Here is a 23771-nt window from a genome sequence, read left to right on the forward strand (position 1 = left end):
GTCGGGGGCACACCACGGGTCCCCGGCCGCCCACCCTTCTCTTTCTCACAGCAGTACCGGTTCCCAGGGAGCTGTTTTCCATGAGCCCCGAATCCCAAGGGCAGAACGAGCACTACCTCTCCGTCGCCCGGCGAGGCTTCCGCACCTGGCGGGGTGACCGGCCGTTCTGGGCCGGACTGTTCACCATGCTGGGCGGCGTGCCCATCATGTACTTCCCGTACGCGAACATGCACCTCGGCAATGTGACGCTGGCGATGTCCACCACGGCCGGCGCCGGTTCGCTGATCATCGGGGTCCTGCTCGTCACGCTGGGCCTGACGATGTGGTTCCACAGCATCGTCCGCGTGTTCGCCGGTGTCGCGGCGATTCTGCTGGCCCTCATCTCCATACCCGTCGCCAACATCGGCGGCTTCCTGATCGGCTTCATCCTCGCCCTGCTCGGCGGCGCGCTCTCCGTGTCGTGGATGCCGGGACAGGCGCCGGCGGAGGCGCAGCCCGCTTCCGCCGAGGCCGCGCCGGAGACCGTCTCGTTCGCGAAGGACGAGCCGTTCCCCGAGGGCGCGCTCCACGGGGCCGGTTTTCCCGAGCAGCAGGCCGCGTACGACACCACGGTCGAGGCCGAGGGCGGGAGGCACCGTGCGGGGTGACGACGAGCAGCTGAACGGCGTGGACGAGAGCGGGACCCGGGAACGCAGAGGCCCCCGCCACGCCGCCCCGAAGAAATCGCTGCTGACGAAGCTCCACATGCCCGCGGGCAAGAAGGCGTTCGCGCTGGCCGCGATGCCGACGGCGGTCTTCGTCGGGATGGGCCTCACGCCCCGGCTGGCGATGGCCGACGACACCACGGACATTCCCTTCGCGCCCGGCCCCTGCGTCACGCGCTCCGACGGGCCGAGCGAGTCGGCGGACCCCACGCCCTCCGCGTCGAAGACGCCGTCCCCGTCCACGAGCGAGAGCGCGAAGCCGACGCCGGGGACGAGCGACTCGGTGACCCCGAAGCCCACGGGCTCGGCGGACGACACCGCGAAGAGCACCGACACCGCGGACAAGAGCACCGACACCGCGGACAAGACCACCGACACCGCGAAGAAGAGCACCGAGGCCGCCCCGGCCGAGACCCCGGCCGCCACGCCGTCGCCCACGAAGACGACGAACCCGCTCGACCCGCTGGGCCTCGGTGACGCGCTCAAGGACCTCTTCGACGGCGACAAGGACAAGGAGACGGCGAGCCCGTCCCCGAGCCCCACCACGGCGTCCCCGAAGCCGTCCGCGACCGCGGACACCGAGAACTCCGAGGACGAGACCGCGGACAAGGCCACCGACACGGCGAAGGACACCGTGAAGGACACGGCCGGCAAGACCACCGAGGCCATCCGCGAGGCGGCCGGCAAGGCGGGCCGGACGGTCGAGGAGCTGGACGAGGACGTCAAGGGCACCGACGCCAAGAAGGACGAGGACATCCCGGACGGCGCCAAGGAGCCGTTCCCGTGCCCCACCGCGGACCCGGAGGCCCTGGCCAACGCGAAGCTGGAGCCGGGCATCCCGAACCTGCCCACCGACCCGTGGATCCTGGAGAGCTCGCTGCTCACCCTGAACGGGCTCGACTACAAGGGCATCGTGGAGGTGCGGACGGGCGACGGCGCCACCAAGAAGGTGCTGAAGTTCACCGCGTCCTCGATCGACATCAAGGACCTGCACCAGCTGACGGTCGGCCCGATGCCGGGCACCACGGGCCACGTGCAGGCGCGGAAGGGCTCCACCTCCACCATCCGCAACGGCACGGTGACGATGTACACGGAGGAGCTGAAGGGCAACCTCTTCGGCCTCATCCCGATCACCTTCAGCCCGGAGACCCCGCCCCCGCTGAACGTCCCGTTCGCGTTCTTCACCAACGTCAAGGTCACCCAGGCCGGCCAGTTCGGCGGCACGCTGACCGTCCCGGGACTGCACAACTACTTCACCAAGGACGGCGCCTGACGCCGCTCGGTAGCATGGCGACGGCCCGCCGCCCCACGGGGTGCGGGCCGTCGCCATGCTCATCGACGTCTGCAGGGGACCTGTGAGTTCGACGTACGTGACACAGCCGGGGGAAGCCCGGACCGAGGCCGGGGGTGTCGGGGTCTACCGGCCCCGCTTCTTCGCGCCGGGCGACGACCACTTCGGGCGCATCCGGACCGAGCACGCGTTCCAGTCGCTGACGGAGTCCACCAAGGCCGGCACGGCCCACCGCACCGGGATCTACCTGACGCCCGTCACCCGTGAAGGGGACGCGCTGCACTTCCGGCTGCTCCGGTGCTCCACGAACCTCTCCGGTCCGACCGAGAACTTCCGTGCGACCGACACGGAGATCGTCGACGCGCTGAACCGGGAGGCGGCCACCCTGTTCCGGGGCCACGCGCCGCTGAACCACGTGCTGGCGCAGACGTACCACAACACCCGTGCCACCAACGGGCGGAAGCAGACCAAGGCCCGGATCTCGTCGCACGCCGACAAGACCAAGGACATGCCCCGCAACGGCATCATGGCCTTCTGCACCTTCTACGACCGGCTCGACGGGCTGAGCCCCATGGCCGACGACCCCGACGACCCCGACGACTACGGCGTGGGGCGCGCCAGTGCGCTCACCAGGCTCCATTTCCGGCTCAAGGACCCGGCGGACGAACGCGAGGACCGGCCCGCACAGTTCACGCTGACGCTCCACCCCGGCTCCGTCTTCTTCATGCCGCTCTCCACCAACCGCCTGTACACGCACGAGGTCCGGCCCTCCACGCTGGACGCCGCGTACCTGCCGACCCGCCTGGGATACGTGGTGCGCTGTTCCGGTACCGAGGCCGTGCACAAGGACGGCCGTACGTACCTCAAGGGCGCGGACGGGCCGGTCGAGCTGGAGCAGCCCACCGAGGCGGGCATGGCGGAACTGCGCGCGCTGTACGCCGAGGAGAACCGGTCCACGTCGTTCATCGACTACGGCGACCGGTTCCGCTTCAGCATGAACGCGGGGGACTACCGTGCTCCCCGGATCTGAGGACATCGTCCTGTGCTCGCTGCCGGCCGAGGCGGACCGCTTCCCGGAGCTGTGTGCGGCGACGCCCATGGAGGACGTCGGAAAGGGCCGGAAGGGCGCCGTGCTCACCAGGCCGGACGCGGACGGCGGGGTGCCGCTCGTACGGACGACCACGCGGTACGCGCGTCCCGCGCTGCGCTTCCGGGACGTACACGAGCGGCTGGCCCGGGAGGCAGGGGAGCGGGCGGGGCTCCCGGCCGACTTCGACAACGCGCTGGCCGAGCGCTATTCGAGCGCGTACACGACGATGGGCCGCCACTGCGACCAGGCGCTCGACCTCGCCGAGGAGTCGTACATCGCCGTCTTCTCCTGCTACCGGGACCCGGAGGCGGTCCCGCGCCGGAAGCTGGTTTTCGAGTCGAAGGAGGAGCCCGGCTCCGGGACGCTGGAGATCCCGCTCGTCCACAACGGCGTGGTCGCCTTCTCCGTGGCGGCGAACCGGCGCCTGAGGCACCGGATCCTCGCGGACCCACCGGGCCGGTTCGGGGACAACGAGTGGCTGGGGATCACGTTCCGGACGTCGAAGACCGTCCTCCGCTTCCGCGACGGGGTCCCGTACCTCCCGCAGGGCGTACGTCTCACGCTCGCGGACGAGGAGCAGGGGCGCGCGTTCTACGGGCTGCGGCGCCGCGAGAACGAGGAGACGGACTTCGCGTACCCCGCGCTGAGCTGCACCGTCAGTGCGAGCGATCTGCTGCCGCCGGTCTGAAAAGGGCGGTGCCCCCGGTTCGGAAGAACCGGGGGCACCGTGGTCATGCCGGGCGTCAGCCCTGGTCCTGGCCGCCCACGTGGTGGACGCGGACCATGTTGGTGGTGCCGGGGACACCGGGGGGCGAGCCGGCCGTGATGACCATCGTGTCGCCCTCGTTGTAGCGGCCGAGCTTCAGCAGCTCCGAGTCGACCAGGTCGACCATCGCGTCCGTGGTGTCCACGTGCGGGACGACGTGGGCCTCGACGCCCCAGCTGAGGGCCAGCTGGTTGCGGGTGGACTCGTCCGTGGTGAAGGCCAGGATCGGCTGGGCCGCGCGGTAGCGGGACAGCCGGCGGGCGGTGTCACCGGACTTGGTGAAGGCGACCAGCGCCTCACCGCCCAGGAAGTCCGCGATCTCGCAGGCCGCGCGGGCCACCGAACCGCCCTGGGTGCGGGGCTTCTTGCCCGGCACCAGCGGCTGGAGGCCCTTGGAGAGCAGCTCCTCCTCGGCGGCGACGACGATCTTCGACATGGTCTTGACCGTCTCGATCGGGTACGCGCCGACCGAGGACTCCGCGGAGAGCATGACCGCGTCCGCACCGTCCAGGATCGCGTTGGCGACGTCGGACGCCTCGGCGCGGGTCGGGCGGGAGTTGGTGATCATCGACTCCATCATCTGGGTCGCCACGACCACCGGCTTGGCGTTGCGCCGGCACAGCTCCACCAGGCGCTTCTGCACCATCGGGACCTTCTCCAGCGGGTATTCGACGGCGAGGTCGCCACGGGCGACCATCACACCGTCGAACGCCATGACGATGCCCTCCATGTGCTCGACGGCCTGCGGCTTCTCCACCTTGGCGATGACGGGGACCCGGCGGCCCTCCTCGTCCATCACCTTGTGGACGTCCTTGATGTCGTTGGCGTCCCGGACGAAGGAGAGCGCGACCAGGTCGGCACCCATGCGGAGCGCGAAGCGCAGGTCCTCGACGTCCTTCTCGGACAGGGCCGGGACGTTGACCGCGGCACCCGGCAGGTTGATCCCCTTGTGGTCGGAGATCACCCCGCCCTCGATGACGATGGTGTGGACCCGGGGGCCCTCGACGGAGACGACCTTCAGCTCGACGTTGCCGTCGTTGATCAGGATCGGGTCGCCCTTGGTGACGTCACCGGGCAGACCCTTGTAGGTCGTGCCGCAGATCGACTTGTCCCCGGGGACGTCCTCGGCGGTGATGACGAACTCGTCCCCGCGGACCAGCTCGACCGGACCCTCGGCGAACTTCGCCAGGCGGATCTTCGGGCCCTGGAGGTCGGCGAGCACGCCCACCGCCCGCCCGGTCTCGGCGGCAGCCTTGCGGACCCGGTCGTAACGACCCTGGTGTTCCGCGTGGGAGCCGTGACTGAAGTTGAAACGGGCCACGCTCATGCCGGCCTCGATCAGAGCGACGAGCTGCTCGTGGGAGTCGACGGCGGGGCCGAGGGTGCAGACGATTTTGGAACGGCGCATGAGGCGGATCCTATCGGTTTGTTTCGCTGCGGAATATTCCGGCTGGTGGAAGATACAAAAGGGCGGGGGCCCGCTCAGTTGTCGACCAGTGCGAAGGTCTGGGTGGCGATCTCCAGCTCCTCGTCGGTCGGCACCACGGCGACCGCGACCCGTGCGTAATCCGGCGAGATCAGCCGCGGTACGCCGGACCGTACGGCGTTGAGATCCGCGTCCACCGCGAGGCCCAGCTCCTCCAGACCGGCGATCGCAGCCTCGCGCACCGGGGCGGAGTTCTCGCCCACCCCCGCCGTGAAGACCACGGCGTCCACCCGGCCGAGGACCGCCGAATAGGCGCCGATGTACTTCTTCAGCCGGTGGACGTAGATGTCGAAGGCGAGCGCGGCACGCTCGTCGCCCTCGTCCACCCGGCGCCGGATCTCCCGCATGTCGTTGTCACCGCACAGCCCCACCAGGCCGCTCTTCTTGTTGAGCAGGACATCGATCTCGTCCGCCGACATCCCCGCCACCCGCTTCAGATGGAAGGTGACGGCCGGATCGATGTCACCGGACCGGGTACCCATCACCAGCCCCTCCAAGGGGGTCAGCCCCATCGACGTCTCCACGCACCGCCCGCCCGCGACCGCAGACGCGGACGCCCCGTTGCCCAGGTGCAGCACGATGACGTTGACGTCCGCCGGCTCCTTGCCCAGCAGCTCGGCCGCCCTGCGGGAGACGTACGCGTGCGAGGTGCCGTGGAAGCCGTAGCGGCGGATGCGATGGGCGTCGGCCGTCTCCACGTCGATCGCGTACCGCGCCGCGTACTCCGGCATCGTCGTGTGGAACGCCGTGTCGAACACCGCCACCTGCGGCAGGTCCGGGCGCAGCGCCTGGGCGGTGCGGATGCCCGTGATGTTGGCCGGGTTGTGCAGCGGCGCCACGGGGACCAGGCGCTCGATCTCCTTGAGCACGTCGTCGGTGATCACGGTCGGCTCGGTGAACCGCAGCCCGCCGTGCACCACCCGGTGCCCGATCGCCGCCAGCTCGGGGGAGTCCAGGCCGAGCCCGTCGGCCGCCAGCTCCTCGGCCGCCGCCTTCAGCGCCTCGTCGTGGTCGGCGATCCGGCCCGTCCGCTCCCGGGGGGCGCCGCCGCCGGCCGGCGGGGTGTGGAGGAGCCGGGAGGTCTCCTCGCCGATCCGCTCGACGAGCCCGGACGCCAGCCGGGAGCGGTCGTCCATGTCGAGCAGCTGGTACTTCACGGAGGACGAGCCGGAGTTGAGCACGAGCACCCGGCTCGGCTTCCCGGCGGCCGCCGCGTCTTCGGTGTTCGGGGTGGTCATGCGGGTCACTCCTCGCCCTGGGCCTGGATCGCCGTGATGGCCACGGTGTTGACGATGTCCTGCACCAGTGCGCCCCGGGACAGGTCGTTGACCGGCTTGCGGAGCCCCTGGAGGACCGGGCCGACCGCCACCGCGCCCGCCGAGCGCTGCACGGCCTTGTACGTGTTGTTGCCGGTGTTCAGGTCCGGGAAGATCAGGACCGTCGCCTGCCCGGCCACCTCGGAGCCCGGCAGCTTGGTCGCGGCCACGCTCGGCTCGACCGCCGCGTCGTACTGGATGGGGCCCTCGATCCTCAGGTCCGGGCGGCTCGCGCGCACCCGGTCCGTCGCCTCGCGCACCTTGTCGACGTCGGCGCCGGTGCCGGAGGTGCCCGTCGAGTACGACAGCATCGCGATCCGGGGGTCGACGCCGAAGCGGGCGGCCGTGGCGGCGGACTGGACGGCGATGTCCGCGAGCTGCTCGGCGTCCGGGTCCGGGTTGACCGCGCAGTCGCCGTACACCAGCACCCTGTCGGCGAGGCACATGAAGAAGACCGAGGAGACGATCGAGGCGTCCGGCTTCGTCTTGATGATCTCGAACGCCGGCCGGATCGTCGCCGCCGTGGAGTGCACCGCCCCGGAGACCATCCCGTCGGCCAGGCCCTCCTGGACCATCAGGGTGCCGAAGTAGTTGACGTCCGAGACCACGTCGTACGCCAGCTCGACCGTCACCCCGCGGTGTGCCCGCAGCTGCGCGTACCGCTCGGCGAAGGACTGGCGCAGCTCCGAGGTCTGCGGGTCGATGAGCTGGGTCTCGGCCAGGTCGATGCCGAGGTCGGCGGCCTTCTTGCGGATGACGTCCGGCTCGCCGAGCAGCGTGAGGTCGCAGACGTCCCGGCGCATCAGCACGTCCGCCGCGCGCAGCACGCGCTCCTCGGTGCCCTCCGGCAGCACCACCCGGCGCCGGTCCGCGCGCGCCTGCTCCAGCAGCTCGTGCTCGAACATCATCGGCGTGACCCGGCCGCTGCGGGCGACCGAGACCCGGTCGAGGAGGGCGGCGGTGTCGACGTGGCGCTCGAAGAGGCCGAGCGCGGTCTCCGCCTTGCGCGGGGTCGCCGCGTTGAGCCTGCCCTCCAGGGCGAACAGCTCCGCGGCGGTGGGGAAGGAGCCGCCGGCCACCGAGACGACCGGGGTGCCCGGTGCGAGCCGCGCGGCCAGCGTGAGTATCTCCTCGCCCGGCCGCTCGTCCAGGGTCAGCAGCACCCCGGCGATCGGCGGCGTCCCGGCGCTGTGCGCGGCGAGCGAGCCGATCACCAGGTCCGCCCGGTCCCCGGGGGTCACCACCATGCACCCCGGGGTCAGCGCCTTCAGCAGGTTCGGCAGCATCGCGCCGCCGAAGACGAAGTCCAGCGCGTCCCGGGCGAGCCCGGAGTCGTCGCCCAGGAGCACCGTCCCGTCCAGGGCCGTCGTGATCTGGGCGACCGTCGGGGCGGCGAGGGCCGGCTCGTCCGGCAGCACCGAGCAGGGGACCGGCAGGGTCGCGGCGAGGCGTTCCGCGACGACGTCCCGGTCGGCGGGGGCCACCCGGTTCACGATCATCGCGAGCACGTCGCAGCCGAGCCCCGAGTAGGCCCGGTACGCGTTGCGGGTCTCGGCGCGCACCGACTCCGCGTTCTGGTCCTTGCCGCCGACGACCGCGATCACCGAGGCACCGAACTCGTTGGCCAGGCGGGCGTTGAGCGCCAGCTCGTCCGGGAGCTGGGTGCCGGCGTAGTCGGTGCCGAGGACGAGGGCCACCTCGTAGTCGACGGCCACCCGGTGGAAGCGCTCGACCAGCCGGGAGACGAGTTCGTCGGTGCCCTGCTCGGCCTGGATCGCGGACGCCTCGTGGTAGTCCATCCCGTAGACGGTGCCGGGGTCCTGGGAGAGCCGGTAGCGGGCCCGCAGCAGCTCGAACAGCCGGTCCGGGTCGTCGTGCACCAGGGGGCGGAACACCCCGACCCGGTCCACCTGGCGGGTCAGCAGCTCCATGACGCCCAGGTCCACGACCTGGCGGCCGTCCCCCCGGTCGATCCCGGTCACGTACACGCTGCGCGTCACGCGTGCTCTCCCGTCGTCTCTGGTCCGGTATGGTGCCCGGTTCGAGTGGTATCGCCCGTTTGACGATACCCGTGGGGGCGGAGGCGCCGCCCGCCGGACGACTGCCCCGCGAGGGCGTCAGCAGGCCGCCCCGGAGCAGCCGGGAGCGCGAGCCGCGCGCCCGGCGTGGGACACTCGTCGTGACTCACGGTACGGGGGAAGCGGAAGAAGCCCCCGTTCCGGATGGCAAAACGGACGGGCCCAGCGAGCAGGAGACGGAACAGGATGCGCATCGGAGTTCTCACCGCAGGCGGCGACTGCCCCGGCCTGAACGCAGTGATCCGTTCGGTCGTCCACCGGGCCGTCGTCGGCCACGGCGACGAGGTCATCGGCTTCGAGGACGGCTTCAAGGGCCTCCTCGACGGCCACTTCAGGCCCCTCGACCTGAACGCGGTCAGCGGCATCCTCGCCCGCGGCGGCACCATCCTCGGCTCGGCCCGCCTGGAGCGCGCCCGGCTGCGCGAGGCCGCCGAGAACTGCGCCGAGCTGAGCCGCCGTTACGGCATGGACGCGCTGATCCCGATCGGCGGCGAGGGCACGCTCACCGCCGCCCGGATGCTGGCGGACGCCGGAATGCCCGTCGTCGGCGTCCCGAAGACCATCGACAACGACATCTCCTCCACCGACCGCACGTTCGGCTTCGACACCGCCGTGGGCGTCGCGACCGAGGCCATAGACCGTCTGAAGACCACCGCCGAGTCCCACCAGCGCGTGATGGTGGTCGAGGTGATGGGCCGCCACGCGGGCTGGATCGCGCTGGAGTCCGGCATGGCAGGCGGCGCCCACGGCATCTGCCTCCCCGAGCGCAAGTTCGAGGTGGACGACCTGGTCAAGATGGTCGAGGAGCGCTTCGCGCGCGGCAAGAAGTTCGCCGTCATCTGTGTCGCCGAGGGCGCGCACCCGGCCGAGGGCTCCATGCCGTACGCCAAGGGCGAGATCGACCAGTTCGGCCACGAGCGGTTCCAGGGCATCGGCAACCGCCTGGCCGTCGAGCTGGAGAAGCGGCTCGGCAAGGAGGCCCGCCCGGTCATCCTCGGCCACGTCCAGCGCGGCGGCACCCCGACCGCGTACGACCGCGTCCTCGCCACCCGCTTCGGCTGGCATGCCGTGGAGGCGGCGCACCGCGGCGACTTCGGCAGGATGACCGCGCTGCGCGGCAACGACATCGTGATGGTCCCGCTCGCCGAGGCGGTCACCCAGCTCAAGACGGTCCCGCTGGACCGGATGCACGAGGCCGAGTCGGTCTTCTGACCGGGGGACCTCGTCCGTCACGCGGAAGGGCCGGCCGCTTACGCCGGAGGGCCGGCCGCTTACGCCGGAGGGCCGGCCGTCTCCCAGAACCGGGGCACGATCCCGGTGAGGAAGGCCCGGCCCTGCTCACCGGTGTTGCCCGGCCGGTCCGTGCCCGCGCTGCTCCAGCTCAGCGTGGAGACCATCACCGCCTGGTAGTCGCCGTGCAGCCGCTCCAGGACCTCCTGGAGGCGGCGCCGGTCCACCGGCACCAGCTTGGCCACCGGCCGGGTGTACGCCTGCCACCGCGTCGTCACCGCGCTGCGCAGCAGGTCCGCCAGCTCCTCCTCGCGCCCGGTCGCCGTCACGAAGTCCGCGGGGGTCAGGCCCAGCGCCTCGCTCAGCGCGGCGGACTGGCGCTCGTTGCCCCGCCACCGCCCCGACTCCTCCATCCGCAGATACGCGGAGGTGGCCATCCCCACCCGGGCGGCCAGCTCGTCCGGCGACAGCTCCCGGGAGACCCGGTGCTCGCGCAGGCTGCGCGCGGCCGTCAGCAGCTCGCCCGGGGCGCACCACAGCACCCCGGCCAGCGCCGTGAGTTCGTACTCCGAGGGGAGCGCGAGCCCGCGCTCCCAGGCGGCCACCGTCTCGGCGGTGATCCGCAGTCCGTACTGAGCGCCGAGACCGTAGGCGACATGGCCGGGAGCCATACCCAGGGCCTCGCGGAGTCTTCGCGCGGCGGGGGCATTGAAAGGCGGGGAGAGGTGCACGGGGACACCGTAAGGAGGCGGAGGCCCCGCTGACTACGGTGTGTTCACCCGAGAACACGGCTCATAGGAAGGTCCTAGGCGCAAAAGCCGCACCACGGGACCGGTCGCCCGGCTCAGCGTCCCTCCGGCCGCCACCGGTAGTGCAGTTCGGGCCGCCCCACCTGCCCGTACTGCGGACTGCGCACCGCCCGCCCCACCGTCACCAGGTGTTCCAGATAGCGCCGCGCGGTGATGCGCGAGATCCCCAGCTCCTGGCCGGCGGCCGCGGCCGTCAGACCGTCCGGGGCCGCCCGCAGCGCCCCGGTCACCGCCTCCAGCGTCGGACCGCTCAGGCCTTTGGGCAGCCGGGCCGGCTCCGGGGCGCGGAGCGCGGCGAGCGCCCGGTCCACCTCGTCCTGCCCGCTCGCCTCACCGGCCGCCGCCCGGAACTCCGCGTACCGCACGAGCCGGTCCCGCAGGGTGGCGAAGGTGAACGGCTTCAGGACGTACTGCACGACGCCCAGCGAGACGCCCTCCCGGACCACGCCCAGGTCGCGGGCGGAGGTCACCGCGATCACGTCCGCCGAGTGCCCGGCCGCCCGCAGCGAGCGCAGCAGCTGGAGCCCGTGCCCGTCGGGCAGATAGAGGTCGAGGAGCAGCAGGTCGACCGGGGTGCGCTCCAGGGCCCGTACGGCCTCGGCGCGCGAGTGCGCCACGGCGGCCACGGCGAAGCCCGGCACCCTGCCCACGTACAGCTGATGGGCATCGGCCGCCACGGGGTCGTCCTCGACCACCAGGACCCGGATCACGAGACGCCCTCCTTCGCCGCCGCCGCGAGCGCCCCGCCCTCGCGGACCAGCGGCAGCCGTACGGTGAACTCCGCGCCCCCGTCCGGACTCCGCTCCAGCGCCACCGTCCCGCCGCCCCGGTGCGCCGCCTGACGGACCAGGGCCAGGCCGAGGCCGCGCCCCGCGCCGTGCGTCGACCAGCCGGCCCGGAACACCTCGGCCGCGTCCGCCGGGTCGATCCCGGCCCCGTTGTCCGCGACCCGCAGCAGCAGTTCGCCCCCTTCGGCGAGCGCGGTGACCGTGGCCCGGCCGCGCCGGGCGGGCATCCCCGCCTCCTGGGCGCCCGTCACCGCGTCCACCGCGTTGTCGATCAGGTTGCCGAGGATGGTCACCAGGTCCCGGGCGGGCAGCGACGCGGGCAGGGCGCCGTCGTCGATGAGGCTGTCCTCGGCGAGCACCAGCTCCACGCCCCGCTCGTTCGCCTGGGCCGCCTTGCCGAGGAGCAGGGCGGCGAGCACCGGTTCGGCGACCGCGCCCACCACCCGGTCGGTGAGCGCCTGGGCCAGCTCCAGCTCGGCCGTGGCGAAGCCCACCGCCTCGTCCGCCCGGCCCAGCTCGATCAGCGAGACCACGGTGTGCAGCCGGTTCGCCGCCTCGTGCGCCTGGGAGCGCAGCGCCCGGGTGAAGCCGCGCTCCGAGTCCAGCTCTCCGGACAGCGCCTGGAGCTCGGTGTGGTCGCGCAGGGTCACCACGGTCCCGCGCCGCTCGCCGCCGACCACCGGACGGGTGTTGACGACGATGACCCGGTCCGCCGTCAGGTGCACTTCGTCGACCCGCTCCTCGGAGGCGAGCAGCGCCCCGGTCAGCGGGGCCGGCAGATCGAGATCGGCGACCCGGCGGCCGACGATGCCCGGGGCCAGGCCGAGCAGTTCCCGGCCCGCGTCGTTGACCAGGGCGATCCGGCGCTGCCCGTCCAGCATCAGCAGCCCCTCGCGCACCGCGTGCAGGGTCGCCTCGTGGTAGTCGTGCATCCGGCTCAGCTCCGTCGCGTTCATCCCGTGCGTGTGCCGCCGCAGCCGGGCGTTGATCACGTACGTGCCGAGCCCGCCGAGCACCAGCGCCGCGCCGGCCGCCAGCGCCAGGGCGCCCAGCTGGGCCCGCACCTGCGAGGAGACCCGGTCCACGGTGATGCCCGCGCTGACCAGGCCGGTGATCCGGCCGCCGTCGCGGACCGGGGTGACGACCCGGATCGAGGGCCCGAGCGTGCCGGTGTACGTCTCCGAGAAGGTCTCCCCGCGCAGTGCCCGGGCGGTGTGCCCGAGGAAGGTCGCGCCGATCTGGTCCGTGTGCGGGTGCGTCCAGCGGACCCGGGCCGGGCTCATGATCGTGATGAAGGCGACCCCGGTGTCCTTCCGCACCCGCTCCGCGTACGGCTGGAGCGCGGCGGACGGGTCGTCGCTGCGGATCGCCTCCCGGACCGACGGCGATCCGGCCACCGAGAGGGCCACCGCCCGCGCCTGCCGTTCCGCCGTCTCCTCGGCCTGGCCGCGCCCGGAGACGTACGCGAAGAACGCGCACCCCGCCACGACGGCCGCCACCAGCACCACCTGCCACGCGAACAGCTGGCCGGCCAGGCTGCGTGGTCGGGTACGGGGGAAGCGCATGGCCATAAGTGTGCCTGGCCGAAAACATATGAACGAAATGCACGCAACGGAGACCGGGGTCACAGCGGACGGGATAGTCGCCGGGACCCCCGGCACGGGGGTGGGACGACGACGACCCGAGGAGACTCCCGTGGCAGTGAGCGCCGCCGAAGCGGAACGCACCGAGCCGGACCGTACGAAGTACCTGTATCTCGCCGTGATCGTGGCCGTGGGCCTCGGCATCCTCGTGGGCTTCGTCGCCCCGGACGCCGCCGTCGAGCTCAAGCCCATCGGCACCGGGTTCGTGAACCTGATCAAGATGATGATCTCGCCGATCATCTTCTGCACGATCGTCCTGGGCGTCGGCTCGGTCCGCAAGGCCGCCAAGGTCGGGGCCGTCGGCGGGCTCGCCCTCGGCTACTTCCTGGTCATGTCGACGGTCGCCCTGGCCATCGGCCTGGTCGTCGGCAACATCCTGGAGCCCGGTTCCGGCCTCCACATCACCGAGGCGGTCCGCGCCGCCGGGGAGAAGCAGGCGGAGGGGGCCGGCGAGTCCACCACGGACTTCCTGCTCGGCATCATCCCGACCACCCTGGTCTCCGCCTTCACCGAGGGCGAGGTCCTCCAGACCCTGCTGATCGCCCTGCTCGCGGGCTTCGCGCTCCAGGCCCTGGGCCCGGCCGGCGAGCCGGTGCTGCGCGGCATCGGGCACATCCAGCGCCTCGTCTTCCGCATCCTCGCCATGATCATGTGGGCGGCGCCCATCGGCGCGTTCGGCGCGATGGCCGCGGTGGTCGGCGAGACAGGCGTCGACGCGCTGAAGTCCCTCGCGGTCATCATGATCGGCTTCTACATCACCTGCGCGCTCTTCGTCTTCGTGGTGCTCGGCGCGATCCTGCGCCTGGTCGCGGGGCTCAACATCTTCAAGCTGCTGAAGTACCTCGGCCGGGAGTTCCTGCTGATCCTGTCCACCTCCTCCTCGGAGTCGGCGCTGCCCCGGCTGATCGCGAAGATGGAGCACATGGGCGTCAGCAAGCCCGTCGTCGGCATCACCGTGCCGACCGGCTACTCCTTCAACCTGGACGGCACCGCGATCTACCTCACGATGGCCTCGCTGTTCATCGCCAACGCGACGGGCGACCCGCTGAGCATCGGTGAGCAGATCTCCCTGCTGGTCTTCATGGTCATCGCCTCCAAGGGCGCGGCGGGCGTCACCGGCGCCGGCCTCGCCACCCTCGCCGGCGGCCTCCAGTCGCACCGCCCCGAGCTGGTCGACGGCGTCGGCCTGATCGTCGGCATCGACCGCTTCATGAGCGAGGCCCGGGCCCTGACCAACTTCGCGGGCAACGCGGTCGCCACGGTCCTCGTCGGCACCTGGACCAAGGAGATCGACCGCGAACGGGTCGGCCAGGTGCTCTCCGGCGCGATTCCCTTCGACGAGAAGATGCTCAGCGACGAGGGCCCCGCCGAGCCGCACGTCCCCGAGGCCCGCGAGGGCGGCCACGAGCAGACGCCCGAGCCCGCCAAGGTCTGACACGTCCTTGCCTTGACGTCGGCGTCAAGGATTACGGTCGCGGTATGCGAATCGGGGAGCTGGCCGAACGGGCCGGGACGACGACGCGGACGCTGCGCTACTACGAGTCGCGCGGGCTGCTGCCCGCACGGCGCGCGGTGAACGGCTACCGCACGTACGACGAGAGCGACCTCAGGCTGATCCAGCAGATCCGGACCCTCCAGGACTTCGGGTTCGACCTGGAGGAGACCCGGCCCTTCGTGGAGTGCCTGCGCGCCGGGCACCCCGCCGGGGACGCCTGCCCCGCCTCGCTCGCCGTCTACCGGCGCAAGCTCGGCGAGCTCGACCGGCTCATCGAGCAGTTGCGAGCCGTCCGCGCGGAGGTGGGCGCCCAGCTGGCCCGCGCCGAGCTGGAGGCGTCCGCCGGGCTGCCCGGCGGCCCCGAACCACGCTGCGAACTGGGAGGATGACAGATGATCCACGTAACGGGCGTCGACGAGCTCACCGACGAGACCTTCGACACCGAGGTGCTGGGGGAGACCCGGCCGGTCCTGGTGGAGTTCACCGCCGACTGGTGCGGCCCCTGCCGCCAGCTCGCCCCGGTCCTGGGCGCCATCGCCGAGGAGGAGCGCGAACGGCTCCGCGTCGTCCAGATCGACGTCGACCGCAACCCGGGCATCAGCACCCGCTACGGCGTCCTCTCGATGCCGACGCTGATGGTGTTCCGGGACGGCGAACCGGTGAAGTCCATGGTCGGCGCCCGCCCGAAGCGGCGGCTCCTCCAGGAGCTGGAGGACGTGCTCTGACCGCCCGAGGGGGCGGGGCCACCGCCCCGCCCCCTCACCGCGTCACGCCGGCTTGAACCACACCGTGGCCAGCGGCGGCAGCGTCAGCGACACGCTCGACGGCCGGCCGTGGGACGACACGTCCTCCGGCTTCAACGGCTCCTCGTTGACCACACCGCTGCCCCCGTACCGGGCCGCGTCCGTGTTCAGGACCTCCGCCCACAGCCGGGGCCCCTCCGGCACCCCGAGCCGGTAGTCGTGCCGGACCACCGGCGAGAAGTTGGAGACCGCCAGCAGCGGCGCGCCCTTCGCGTCGTGGCGCAGGAACGCGAACACGTTGTCCTCCGCCGCGCCCCCGTCCACCCAGGCGAAGCCCTCCGGACGGGTGTCGCGCTGCCAGAGCGCGGGCGTCGCCCCGTACACCCTGTTCAGGTCGCCCACGAGGTCCCGCACCCCGCGGTGGTCGCCCGCCGCCTCGTACGACGGGTCCAGCAGCCACCAGTCCGGGCCGTGGCCCTCCGACCACTCCGCGCCCTGCGCGAACTCCTGCCCCATGAACAGCAGTTGCTTGCCCGGATGGGCCCACATGAAGCCCAGGTACGCGCGGTGGTTGGCGCGCTGCTGCCACCAGTCACCGGGCATCTTGCTGACCAGGGCCTGCTTGCCGTGCACCACCTCGTCGTGCGAGATCGGCAGCACGTAGTTCTCGCTGTACGCGTACACCATCGAGAACGTCATCTCGTTGTGGTGGTACTTGCGGTGCACCGGCTCCTTGGAGACGTACACCAGCGAGTCGTGCATCCAGCCCATGTTCCACTTCAGCCCGAAGCCGAGCCCGCCGTGGTCGGTGGCGCGGGTCACGCCCTCCCAGGCGGTGGACTCCTCGGCGATGGTGACCACGCCCGGATTGCGCCGGTAGACCGTGGCGTTCATCTCCTGGAGGAAGGAGACCGCGTCCAGGTTCTCCCGCCCGCCGAACTCGTTCGGCGACCACTGGCCGTCCTCGCGGGAGTAGTCCAGGTAGAGCATCGAGGCGACCGCGTCCACCCGCAGCCCGTCGATGTGGAACTGCTCGCACCAGTACGTGGCATTGGCGACCAGGAAGTTGCGCACCTCGGTCCGCCCGTAGTCGAACTCCAGCGTCCCCCAGTCCGGGTGCGCGGCCCGCCTCGGGTCGGAGTGCTCGTACAGCGGCCGGCCGTCGAACTCCGCGAGCGCCCAGTCGTCGCGCGGGAAGTGCGCCGGCACCCAGTCCATGATCACGCCGATCCCGGCCCGGTGCAGCGCGTCCACCAGGAAGCGGAAGTCGTCCGGCGAGCCCATCCGGGAGGTCGGGGCGTAGAAGCCGGTGACCTGGTAGCCCCAGGAGCCGCCGAAGGGGTGCTCGGAGACCGGCATCAGCTCGACGTGCGTGAAGCCCAGGTCCTTGACGTACGCGGGCAGCTGCTCGGCCAGCTGCCGGTACGAGAGCCCCGGCCGCCAGGACGGCAGGTGCACCTCGTACACCGAGAACGGCGCCTCGTGCACCGGCACGCTCCCCCGGTTCGCCATCCACTCCTGGTCCTGCCACACATGGTGCGCGGCCGTCACCACCGAGGCGGTGGCGGGCGGCACCTCGGTGTGCCGGGCCATCGGGTCCGAGCGCATCGTGTGCGAACCGTCGGGGCGGCAGATGTCGAACTTGTACAGCGCGCCCTCCCCGGTCCCCGGCAGGAACAGCTCCCACACCCCGGACGAGCCCAGCGACCGCATCGGGAAGCCCGTGCCGTCCCAGTAGTTGAAGTCACCGCACACCCGCACGCCCCGGGCATTCGGCGCCCACACCGTGAACCGCGTCCCGGTGACCCCCTGGTGCTCCATCGGCCGCGCCCCGAGCGCGGTCCACAGCTCCTCGTGCCGGCCCTCCCGGATCAGGTGCAGATCCAGCTCCCCGAGCGCGGGCAGGAAGCGGTACGGGTCGTGGACCTCGGTCTCGTTGTCGTCGTACGCCACCAGCAGCCGGTACTCCGGCACCGAGGGCAGCGGCAGCACCCCGGAGAAGAGCCCGTCCCCGTCGCTGTGCAGCGGCGCCCGCAGCCCCTTCGCGAGCACGGTGACCGACCGGGCGAACGGGCGCAGCACCCGGATCTCCACCCCGTCGCCCACCTGGTGCGCGCCCAGCAGGTCGTGCGGGGCGTGGTGCTCGCCGGCCAGCAGCCTGCCCCGGTCGGCCTCGTGCAGCGGGGCGGCCGGACGCAGCTCCTGGCTGCCGGCGCTGCGGGGCTTGGGCGGCGCGGCGGCCTTCTTCGCGCGCTTCGCCGGGGCGGCGGCGGCCCCCGTCGCGGGGGTCTTCTTCGGGGCACGCTTCTTCGCGGGCGGCCCGGCCGGCGGCGAGGAGAGGGTGGCGGCGATCGGTTCCTCGGCGAGCGGGAGCTCGGCGGCGGGCGCGGCGGGGACGGCGGGCTCGGACTTGCGGGACGGCTTGCGGGCGGTCACGGGGACTGCCTCCTCGGAGGGTGTCGGGGTGGGACGGATCGGGCGGTACGGGGGAGCGCGGCGGCCTCAGCCGGCGGACACCGAGGCCAGGCGGTGGATCGCGGCCATCGGGACCGGCAGCCAGTCGGGCCGGTGCCGGGCCTCGTACAGCACCTCGTACACCGCTTTGTCGGTCTCGTGGGCGCGCAGCAGCTCCGGCTCGGCGCGCGGGTCGGAGCCCGCCGCCTCGGCGTAGCCGTCGCAATAGGCGTCCCGGCAGCGGGCGGCCCACTCGGGCTTCCAGGGCCGGTGCGAGCGGGCCGCGTAGTCGAAGGAGCGCAGCATCCCGGCCACATCGCGCACCGGGGGCTGCGGGCTGCGGCGCTCCGGGAGCGGCCGGGCCGGCTCGCCCTCGAAGTCGATCAGTGACCAGAAACCGTCGGCGCCGCGCAGGGTCTGGCCGAGGTGGAGGTCGCCGTGCACCCGCTGGGCGGCCCAGCTGCGCCCCCGGTGCCCGAGCGCGGCGAACGCGTCGAACGCGGTGCGCAGTCCGGGGACGTACGGGACCAGCTCCGGCACCGCGTGGGCGGCGGCCTCCAGGCGCTCCACCATGGCGGCGGCCAGTTCGTCGGTCTGGGCACGGCGGAGCACGGGGGTCGGCAGTGCGGCGGCGAGCGCGGTGTGCACCTCGGCCGTCGCCCGGCCGAGCGCCTTCGCCTCGGCGAGGAAGTCGTGCCCGGTGGCGAGGGCACGCAGGGCCAGCTGCCAGCCGTCCTGGGCGCCGCGCAGGAAGGGCTGGAGCACCCCGAGCGTCAGCCGCTCCGGGGTCGCCGCCTCGAACCAGGCGACCGGCGCCGGGACCCGCCCGCACCCCTCGCGGGAGAGCGCGAGGGGCAGTTCGAGGTCGGGGTTGGTGCCCGGGAAGACCCTGCGGAAGATCTTCAGGATGTACGCGTTGCCGTACACCAGCGAGGAGTTGGACTGCTCGGTGTCCAGCACCCGGGGCGGCAGGTCCTCCGGGATCGGCTCCGGGCCCCGGTCGAAGCGGACCGCGCCGAGCCGGCCGGGGGTGCGCAATCGTTCCAGCAGCAGCGAGGCGAGGCGCGCGTCGTGCAGCCCGTCGTAGACCGCGAGCCCGGCCAGCGGTCCGTCGGGCACCCGGCCGATGGCGGCGGGGGCCAGGTGCTGGGGCAGCGCGGAGCGGACGCCGAGGAGCAACTGGTAGCAGTCCACGGGGGGCTGGGCGGGCATCGTGGGCTGGTGGACCCGCACCAGCAGGTGCAGGAGCCCCGGGGCGGAGCCGTCGCCACCGTCCACCGGCAGTATCTCGGTGGCCGAGACGAGCGAGAAGGCGGTGATGGACCGTCCCTTGCCCGCGAACCACCGCTGCCGGGGCAGCCATTCGTGGAGCAGCGGTCCGAGAGACGGAAGCAGGGCTGTGCTGTTCGCCAGGGTGACCTGAGCGGATGCAGCCTCCGACATGGCATCGCGTCCTTTCCCCGGGCACACCACAGGATGCGAAGAGTGTCCCGGATTGCGGCATTGGCTGTCCGGCTGTGCGGGACGTGTCGGGTCAGGATGGTCCGTACGGACTCGACATGAGGGGATAGAAACGCCAGGAGGATCCAGGAAGATTCCTGAACCACCCGGTATGGGTGCGAGTGCCCCGTGCGGGGCGGTGGAAACCGCCCCGCCGGTGGCCTCGCGGGTCAGCTCGGCGGCGCGTCCTTGCGCAGCCGGAACCAGTAGAAGCCGTGTCCCGCGAGTGTCAGCAGGTAGGGCCACTGACCGATGGCGGGGAAGCGCACCCCGCCGATCAGCTCCACCGGATGACGCCCGTTGAAGGACCTGAGGTCGAGCTCCGTCGGCTGTGCGAACCGGGAGAAGTTGTGGACGCACAGCACGAGGTCGTCGCCGTGCTCACGGGTGAAGGCGAGCACGGCCGGGTTCGAGGACGGCAGTTCGTTGTAGGTGCCGAGGCCGAACGCCGGGTTCTGCTTGCGGATTTCGATCATCCGCCGGGTCCAGTGCAGCAGCGAGGACGGGGAGGCCATCGAAGCCTCGACGTTGGTGACCTGGTAGCCGTAGACCGGGTCCATGATCGTGGGGAGGTAGAGCCGCCCCGGATCGCTGGAGGAGAACCCGGCGTTGCGGTCGGGCGTCCACTGCATCGGGGTGCGTACGGCGTCCCGGTCGCCCAGCCAGATGTTGTCGCCCATCCCGATCTCGTCCCCGTAGTAGAGGATCGGGGAGCCCGGCAGCGACAGCAGCAGGGCGGTGAACAGCTCGATCTGATTGCGGTCGTTGTCCAGCAGCGGCGCCAGCCGGCGGCGGATGCCGATGTTGGCCCGCATCCTCGGGTCCTTGGCGTACTCCGCGTACATGTAGTCGCGTTCTTCGTCCGTCACCATTTCGAGCGTCAGCTCGTCGTGGTTGCGCAGGAAGATGCCCCACTGGCAGTTGTCCGGGATCGCCGGGGTCTTCGCCAGGATTTCGGAGACCGGGTAGCGGCTCTCGCGCCGTACGGCCATGAAGATGCGCGGCATCACGGGGAAGTGGAACGCCATGTGGCACTCGTCCCCGCCGGAGCCGTAGTCGCCGAAGTAGTCCACGACGTCCTCGGGCCACTGGTTGGCCTCGGCGAGCAGCACCGTGTCCGGGTAGTTGGCGTCGATCTCCTTGCGGACCCGCTTGAGGAAGTTGTGGGTCTCCGGCAGGTTCTCGCAGTTGGTGCCCTCGCGCTGGTAGAGGTACGGCACCGCGTCGACCCGGAAGCCGTCGATGCCCAGGTCCAGCCAGAAGCGGAGGGCGGAGATGATCTCCTCCTGCACCGCCGGGTTCTCGTAGTTGAGGTCGGGCTGGTGCGAGAAGAACCGGTGCCAGTAGTACTGCTTGCGCACCGGGTCGAAGGTCCAGTTGGACGTCTCGGTGTCCACGAAGATGATCCGGGCGTCCTGGAACTGCTTGTCGTCGTCGGCCCAGACGTAGTAGTCGCCGTACGGCCCGTCGGGGTCGGTCCGGGACTGCTGGAACCACTCGTGCTGGTCGCTCGTGTGGTTCATGACGAAGTCGATGATCACGCGCATGCCGCGCTGGTGCGCGGCGTCCACGAACTCCACGAAGTCGGCCAGGTCGCCGAACTCCGGCAGCACGGCGGTGTAGTCGGAGACGTCGTAACCGCCGTCGCGCAGAGGTGACTTGAAGAAGGGCGGCAGCCAGAGGCAGTCGACCCCCAGCCACTGGAGGTAGTCGAGCTTGGCGGTGAGCCCCTTCAGGTCTCCGACGCCGTCTCCGTTGGAGTCCTGGAAGGACCGGACGAGCACCTCGTAGAAGACGGCACGCTTGAACCAGTCGGGATCGCGGTCCTTGGCCGGGGTGTCCTCGAACGTGTCGTGGACGGGCTCATTGACGATCATGGTGTGGGTGACCCTCCGGTCGGCGGGGACGGTCGCAGGACGGCGATGTGCGCGGGCGTCACGCCCGGCTCAAGGCGCACATAGAACGTCCTGCCCCAGTGATAGGAAGTGCCGGTGAGCTCGTCGCGCACCGGCACGCTCTCGTGCCGGTCGAGGCCGAGTTGCGGCATGTCCAACGAGACGGTCGCCTCCTGGGTGTGGTGCGGGTCGAGGTTGACGACCACCAGAAGGATGTTCGAACCGGAACGCTTGCTGTACGCGATCACCGCGTCGTTGTCCGACGCGTGGAAGTGCACGTCACGCAGCTGCTGCAGGGCCGGGTGGCGGCGCCTGATCCGGTTGAGCGAGGTGATGAGCGGGGCGAGCGAACGGCCCTCGCGCTCTGCGGCTTCCCAGTCCCTGGGCCGGATCTCGTACTTCTCCGAGTCGAGGTACTCCTCACTGCCGTGGTGGATCGGGGTGTTCTCGCACAGCTCGTACCCCGCGTACACCCCCCAGGAGGGGGAGAGGGTCGCCGCGAGCACCGCCCTGGCCTCGAAGGCGGGCCTGCCGCCTTCCTGAAGGTATCCCGGAAGGATGTCGGGGGTGTTCACGAAGAAATTCGGCCGCATGAACGCGGCGGTCTCACCGGCCAGTTCGGTCACGTAATCCGTGAGTTCCTGGCGGGTGTTCCGCCAGGTGAAATACGTGTACGACTGCTGGAACCCGATGGCGGCGAGGGTGCGCATCATCGCCGGCCGGGTGAATGCCTCGGCCAGGAAGATCACATCGGGATCGGTGCGGTTGATCTCCGCGATGACCTTCTCCCAGAAGATCACCGGCTTGGTGTGCGGATTGTCGACGCGGAAGATCCGCACACCCCGGTCCATCCAGAACCGCAGGATGCGCACGCTCTCCGCGACGATGCCCGGAAGATCCTTGTCGAAGGCGATCGGGTAGATGTCCTGGTATTTCTTCGGCGGATTCTCCGCGTACGCGATCGAACCGTCGGCCCGGTGCTGGAACCACTCGGGGTGCTTCTCCACCCACGGATGGTCCGGCGAGCACTGGAGGGCGAAATCCAGGGCCACTTCGAGACGCAGGTTGCGGGCCGTCTCCACGAAATGGACGAAGTCCTCCAGCGTGCCCAGGTCCGGGTGGACCGCGTCGTGCCCGCCCTCCGCCGAACCGATCGCCCAGGGCACTCCCACATCGTGCGGGGCGGGGGTCAGCGAGTTGTTCGGGCCCTTGCGGTGCGTCGTGCCGATGGGGTGGATCGGCGGCAGATAGACCACGTCGAAGCCCATCGCGGCGACCGCCGGAAGCCGCTCGGCCGCCGTCCGGAAGGTGCCGCTGACGATCCGGGGCGGCCGCGGCTCCGCCGCCTCGGCGCCCCGGCCCCTGCGCGGCTTCGCGGCCTCGTACCTGGCCCCCTCCGAGCGCGGGAACATCTCGTACCAGGAGCCGTACAGCGCGCGCCGCCGCTCGACCACCAGCGGGTGCGGGCGGGACGCGGTGACCAGTTCACGCAGCGGGTGGCGGTCCAGCGCCTCCCGGGCCTCGGGCGCCAGGGCCGCCGCGAGGCGTGCCTCGGCCGGCCGGGACTCGTCGCGCAGCGCGTCCACCGCCGCCAGTACCGCCTCCCGGCCGTCGCGCTTCGGGACGCCCTCGGCGGCGCGCTCGTACAGCTCGGCGCCCTCGGCGAGGACCAGCGCGGTGTCGATGCCCGCCGGGATCTTGATCCCCGCCGCGTGGCGCCAGGTGGCGACCGGGTCGCTCCACGCCTCGACCGTGTACGTCCAGCGGCCCTCGGAGTCCGGGGTGACCTCGGCGCCCCAGCGGTCGGTGCCCGGCGCCAGCTCGCGCATCGGCGTCCAGGGGCCCGGGCGCCCGCTCGGGCTGCGCAGCACCACATTGGCGGCCACCGCGTCGTGGCCCTCGCGGAAGACGGTCGCGGTGACCTGGAAGGTCTCACCCGCAACGGCCTTGGCGGGCCTTCTGCCGCAGTCGACGAGCGGATGGACGTCGAGAACGGGAATGCGACCGATCATGGAATCACCTGGGGGCTGGATCTCGGACTCGGCAGAGTGGGCAGCGTGCGCCGAAGGCTGAACGCGCGCGCCGCGAGGATGGGGTTGCGTCCTTTCTAGCCGCTTCGTGGATGACTGGCGGGGTGTGGGCATGGCCGCTCCTGTCCGCGTTCACTCGAATGGCAGTCCAAACAGGTCGTATACGAACCGGGGACCGATCACCGGCGGCCAGGGAATGAATCACGTGCGTGCCGGAGATGAACCGTCATCGGCTGTCATCCGAATGCATTCGTTCCGGGTACCGGAGAAGCCTTCCCCCGCATCGTGGTGGGCCAATCCGGTGATATGTCATCTGCTCGGGCGTACGGGGGACGTGGGAATGGGCGCCACCCGGCAGCTTTCCCTGTGCCGCGAAGGCCCACAAGACCGAATGAGGGGAAGGAATCGGCCATAACGCCTGTGACGTACGGGCCCGGTGACGCCTTACGGGAC

General features: G+C 71.4%; 18 protein-coding genes. 8 read left to right on the forward strand and 10 right to left on the reverse strand.

The genetic code is table 11. From position 1 onward, the window contains the following. The first annotated feature begins 80 nt into the window (after positions 1-80). The 4 genes from ABZ565_RS02940 to ABZ565_RS02955 all read left to right on the forward strand — a co-directional run bounded on the left by ABZ565_RS02940 (position 81) and on the right by ABZ565_RS02955 (position 3773). On the forward strand, positions 81-647 hold the full coding sequence (locus ABZ565_RS02940) for a DUF6114 domain-containing protein (protein ID WP_361019750.1): 567 nt from the start codon (positions 81-83) through the stop codon (positions 645-647). Continuing rightward, the gene (locus ABZ565_RS02945; protein WP_361019752.1) at positions 637-1977 is read left to right on the forward strand and encodes a hypothetical protein; all 1341 of its coding nucleotides are present in this window, start codon (positions 637-639) and stop codon (positions 1975-1977) included. Before ABZ565_RS02940 ends, ABZ565_RS02945 begins: the two co-directional genes overlap by 11 nt. An 82-nt stretch (positions 1978-2059) precedes the next feature. Then, entirely contained in the window at positions 2060-3025 is a 966-nt protein-coding gene (locus tag ABZ565_RS02950) for a hypothetical protein (protein ID WP_361019755.1), read from the forward strand. After that, positions 3009-3773, forward strand: a complete 765-nt coding sequence (locus tag ABZ565_RS02955; protein WP_361019758.1) for a hypothetical protein — start codon at positions 3009-3011, stop codon at positions 3771-3773. Before ABZ565_RS02950 ends, ABZ565_RS02955 begins: the two co-directional genes overlap by 17 nt. A gap of 55 nt (positions 3774-3828) precedes the next feature. On the opposite strand, the gene pyk is transcribed toward ABZ565_RS02955, so the two are convergent. From pyk to pta, 3 genes are all read right to left on the reverse strand, one after another. Continuing rightward, positions 3829-5259, reverse strand: coding sequence for a pyruvate kinase (pyk, locus tag ABZ565_RS02960; protein ID WP_361019760.1), 1431 nt, complete (start codon positions 5257-5259; stop codon positions 3829-3831). A 74-nt stretch (positions 5260-5333) separates the two neighbouring features. Beyond that, positions 5334-6575: an acetate kinase gene (locus tag ABZ565_RS02965; RefSeq protein WP_361019763.1), complete on the reverse strand. Its 1242-nt coding sequence runs from the start codon at positions 6573-6575 to the stop codon at positions 5334-5336. Between the two features lie 5 nt (positions 6576-6580). Then, entirely contained in the window at positions 6581-8653 is a 2073-nt protein-coding gene (gene pta, locus ABZ565_RS02970; RefSeq protein WP_361019766.1) for a phosphate acetyltransferase, read from the reverse strand. A 264-nt stretch (positions 8654-8917) separates the two neighbouring features. Between pta and ABZ565_RS02975 the strand changes: the two genes are divergently transcribed. After that, a complete protein-coding gene (locus tag ABZ565_RS02975; protein ID WP_265541004.1) occupies positions 8918-9943 on the forward strand; it encodes an ATP-dependent 6-phosphofructokinase in 1026 nt (341 codons plus the stop codon). 59 nt (positions 9944-10002) lie between these two features. On the opposite strand, the gene ABZ565_RS02980 is transcribed toward ABZ565_RS02975, so the two are convergent. The 3 genes from ABZ565_RS02980 to ABZ565_RS02990 all read right to left on the reverse strand — a co-directional run bounded on the left by ABZ565_RS02980 (position 10003) and on the right by ABZ565_RS02990 (position 13123). Beyond that, on the reverse strand, positions 10003-10632 hold the full coding sequence (locus ABZ565_RS02980; protein ID WP_361019769.1) for a helix-turn-helix transcriptional regulator: 630 nt from the start codon (positions 10630-10632) through the stop codon (positions 10003-10005). A gap of 173 nt (positions 10633-10805) precedes the next feature. Beyond that, positions 10806-11480, reverse strand: coding sequence for a response regulator (locus ABZ565_RS02985; RefSeq protein WP_361019771.1), 675 nt, complete (start codon positions 11478-11480; stop codon positions 10806-10808). Beyond that, complete coding sequence (locus ABZ565_RS02990) at positions 11477-13123, reverse strand: ATP-binding protein (protein ID WP_361019774.1); 1647 nt, start codon at positions 13121-13123, stop codon at positions 11477-11479. Before ABZ565_RS02990 ends, ABZ565_RS02985 begins: the two co-directional genes overlap by 4 nt. A 136-nt stretch (positions 13124-13259) precedes the next feature. On the opposite strand from ABZ565_RS02990, the gene ABZ565_RS02995 reads away from it, so the two are divergent. From ABZ565_RS02995 to trxA, 3 genes are read left to right on the forward strand one after another with little or no spacing between them, the layout of a single operon-like run. Next, complete coding sequence (locus tag ABZ565_RS02995; RefSeq protein ID WP_361020031.1) at positions 13260-14636, forward strand: cation:dicarboxylase symporter family transporter; 1377 nt, start codon at positions 13260-13262, stop codon at positions 14634-14636. 44 nt (positions 14637-14680) lie between these two features. Beyond that, on the forward strand, positions 14681-15085 hold the full coding sequence (locus tag ABZ565_RS03000) for a MerR family transcriptional regulator (protein WP_361019777.1): 405 nt from the start codon (positions 14681-14683) through the stop codon (positions 15083-15085). A gap of 3 nt (positions 15086-15088) precedes the next feature. Further along, positions 15089-15421, forward strand: a complete 333-nt coding sequence (trxA, locus tag ABZ565_RS03005) for a thioredoxin (protein ID WP_361019780.1) — start codon at positions 15089-15091, stop codon at positions 15419-15421. A 42-nt stretch (positions 15422-15463) separates the two neighbouring features. Here the strand turns inward: trxA and glgB are convergent, their stop codons facing one another. The 4 genes from glgB to ABZ565_RS03025 form a co-directional block, all read right to left on the reverse strand. Then, positions 15464-17875, reverse strand: coding sequence for a 1,4-alpha-glucan branching enzyme (gene glgB, locus ABZ565_RS03010; RefSeq protein ID WP_361019783.1), 2412 nt, complete (start codon positions 17873-17875; stop codon positions 15464-15466). Positions 17876-17941: 66 nt separating this feature from the next. Beyond that, complete coding sequence (locus ABZ565_RS03015) at positions 17942-19336, reverse strand: maltokinase (RefSeq protein ID WP_361019786.1); 1395 nt, start codon at positions 19334-19336, stop codon at positions 17942-17944. 227 nt (positions 19337-19563) lie between these two features. Next, positions 19564-21270, reverse strand: a complete 1707-nt coding sequence (gene treS / locus ABZ565_RS03020) for a maltose alpha-D-glucosyltransferase (protein WP_361019789.1) — start codon at positions 21268-21270, stop codon at positions 19564-19566. Continuing rightward, entirely contained in the window at positions 21267-23300 is a 2034-nt protein-coding gene (locus ABZ565_RS03025) for an alpha-1,4-glucan--maltose-1-phosphate maltosyltransferase (RefSeq protein WP_361019792.1), read from the reverse strand. The genes treS and ABZ565_RS03025 overlap by 4 nt, the downstream gene beginning before the upstream one ends. Between the last annotated feature and the right edge of the window lie 471 nt (positions 23301-23771).

The sequence above is a fragment of the Streptomyces sp. NPDC016469 genome (assembly GCF_040632905.1).
Lineage (GTDB): Bacteria > Actinomycetota > Actinomycetes > Streptomycetales > Streptomycetaceae > Streptomyces.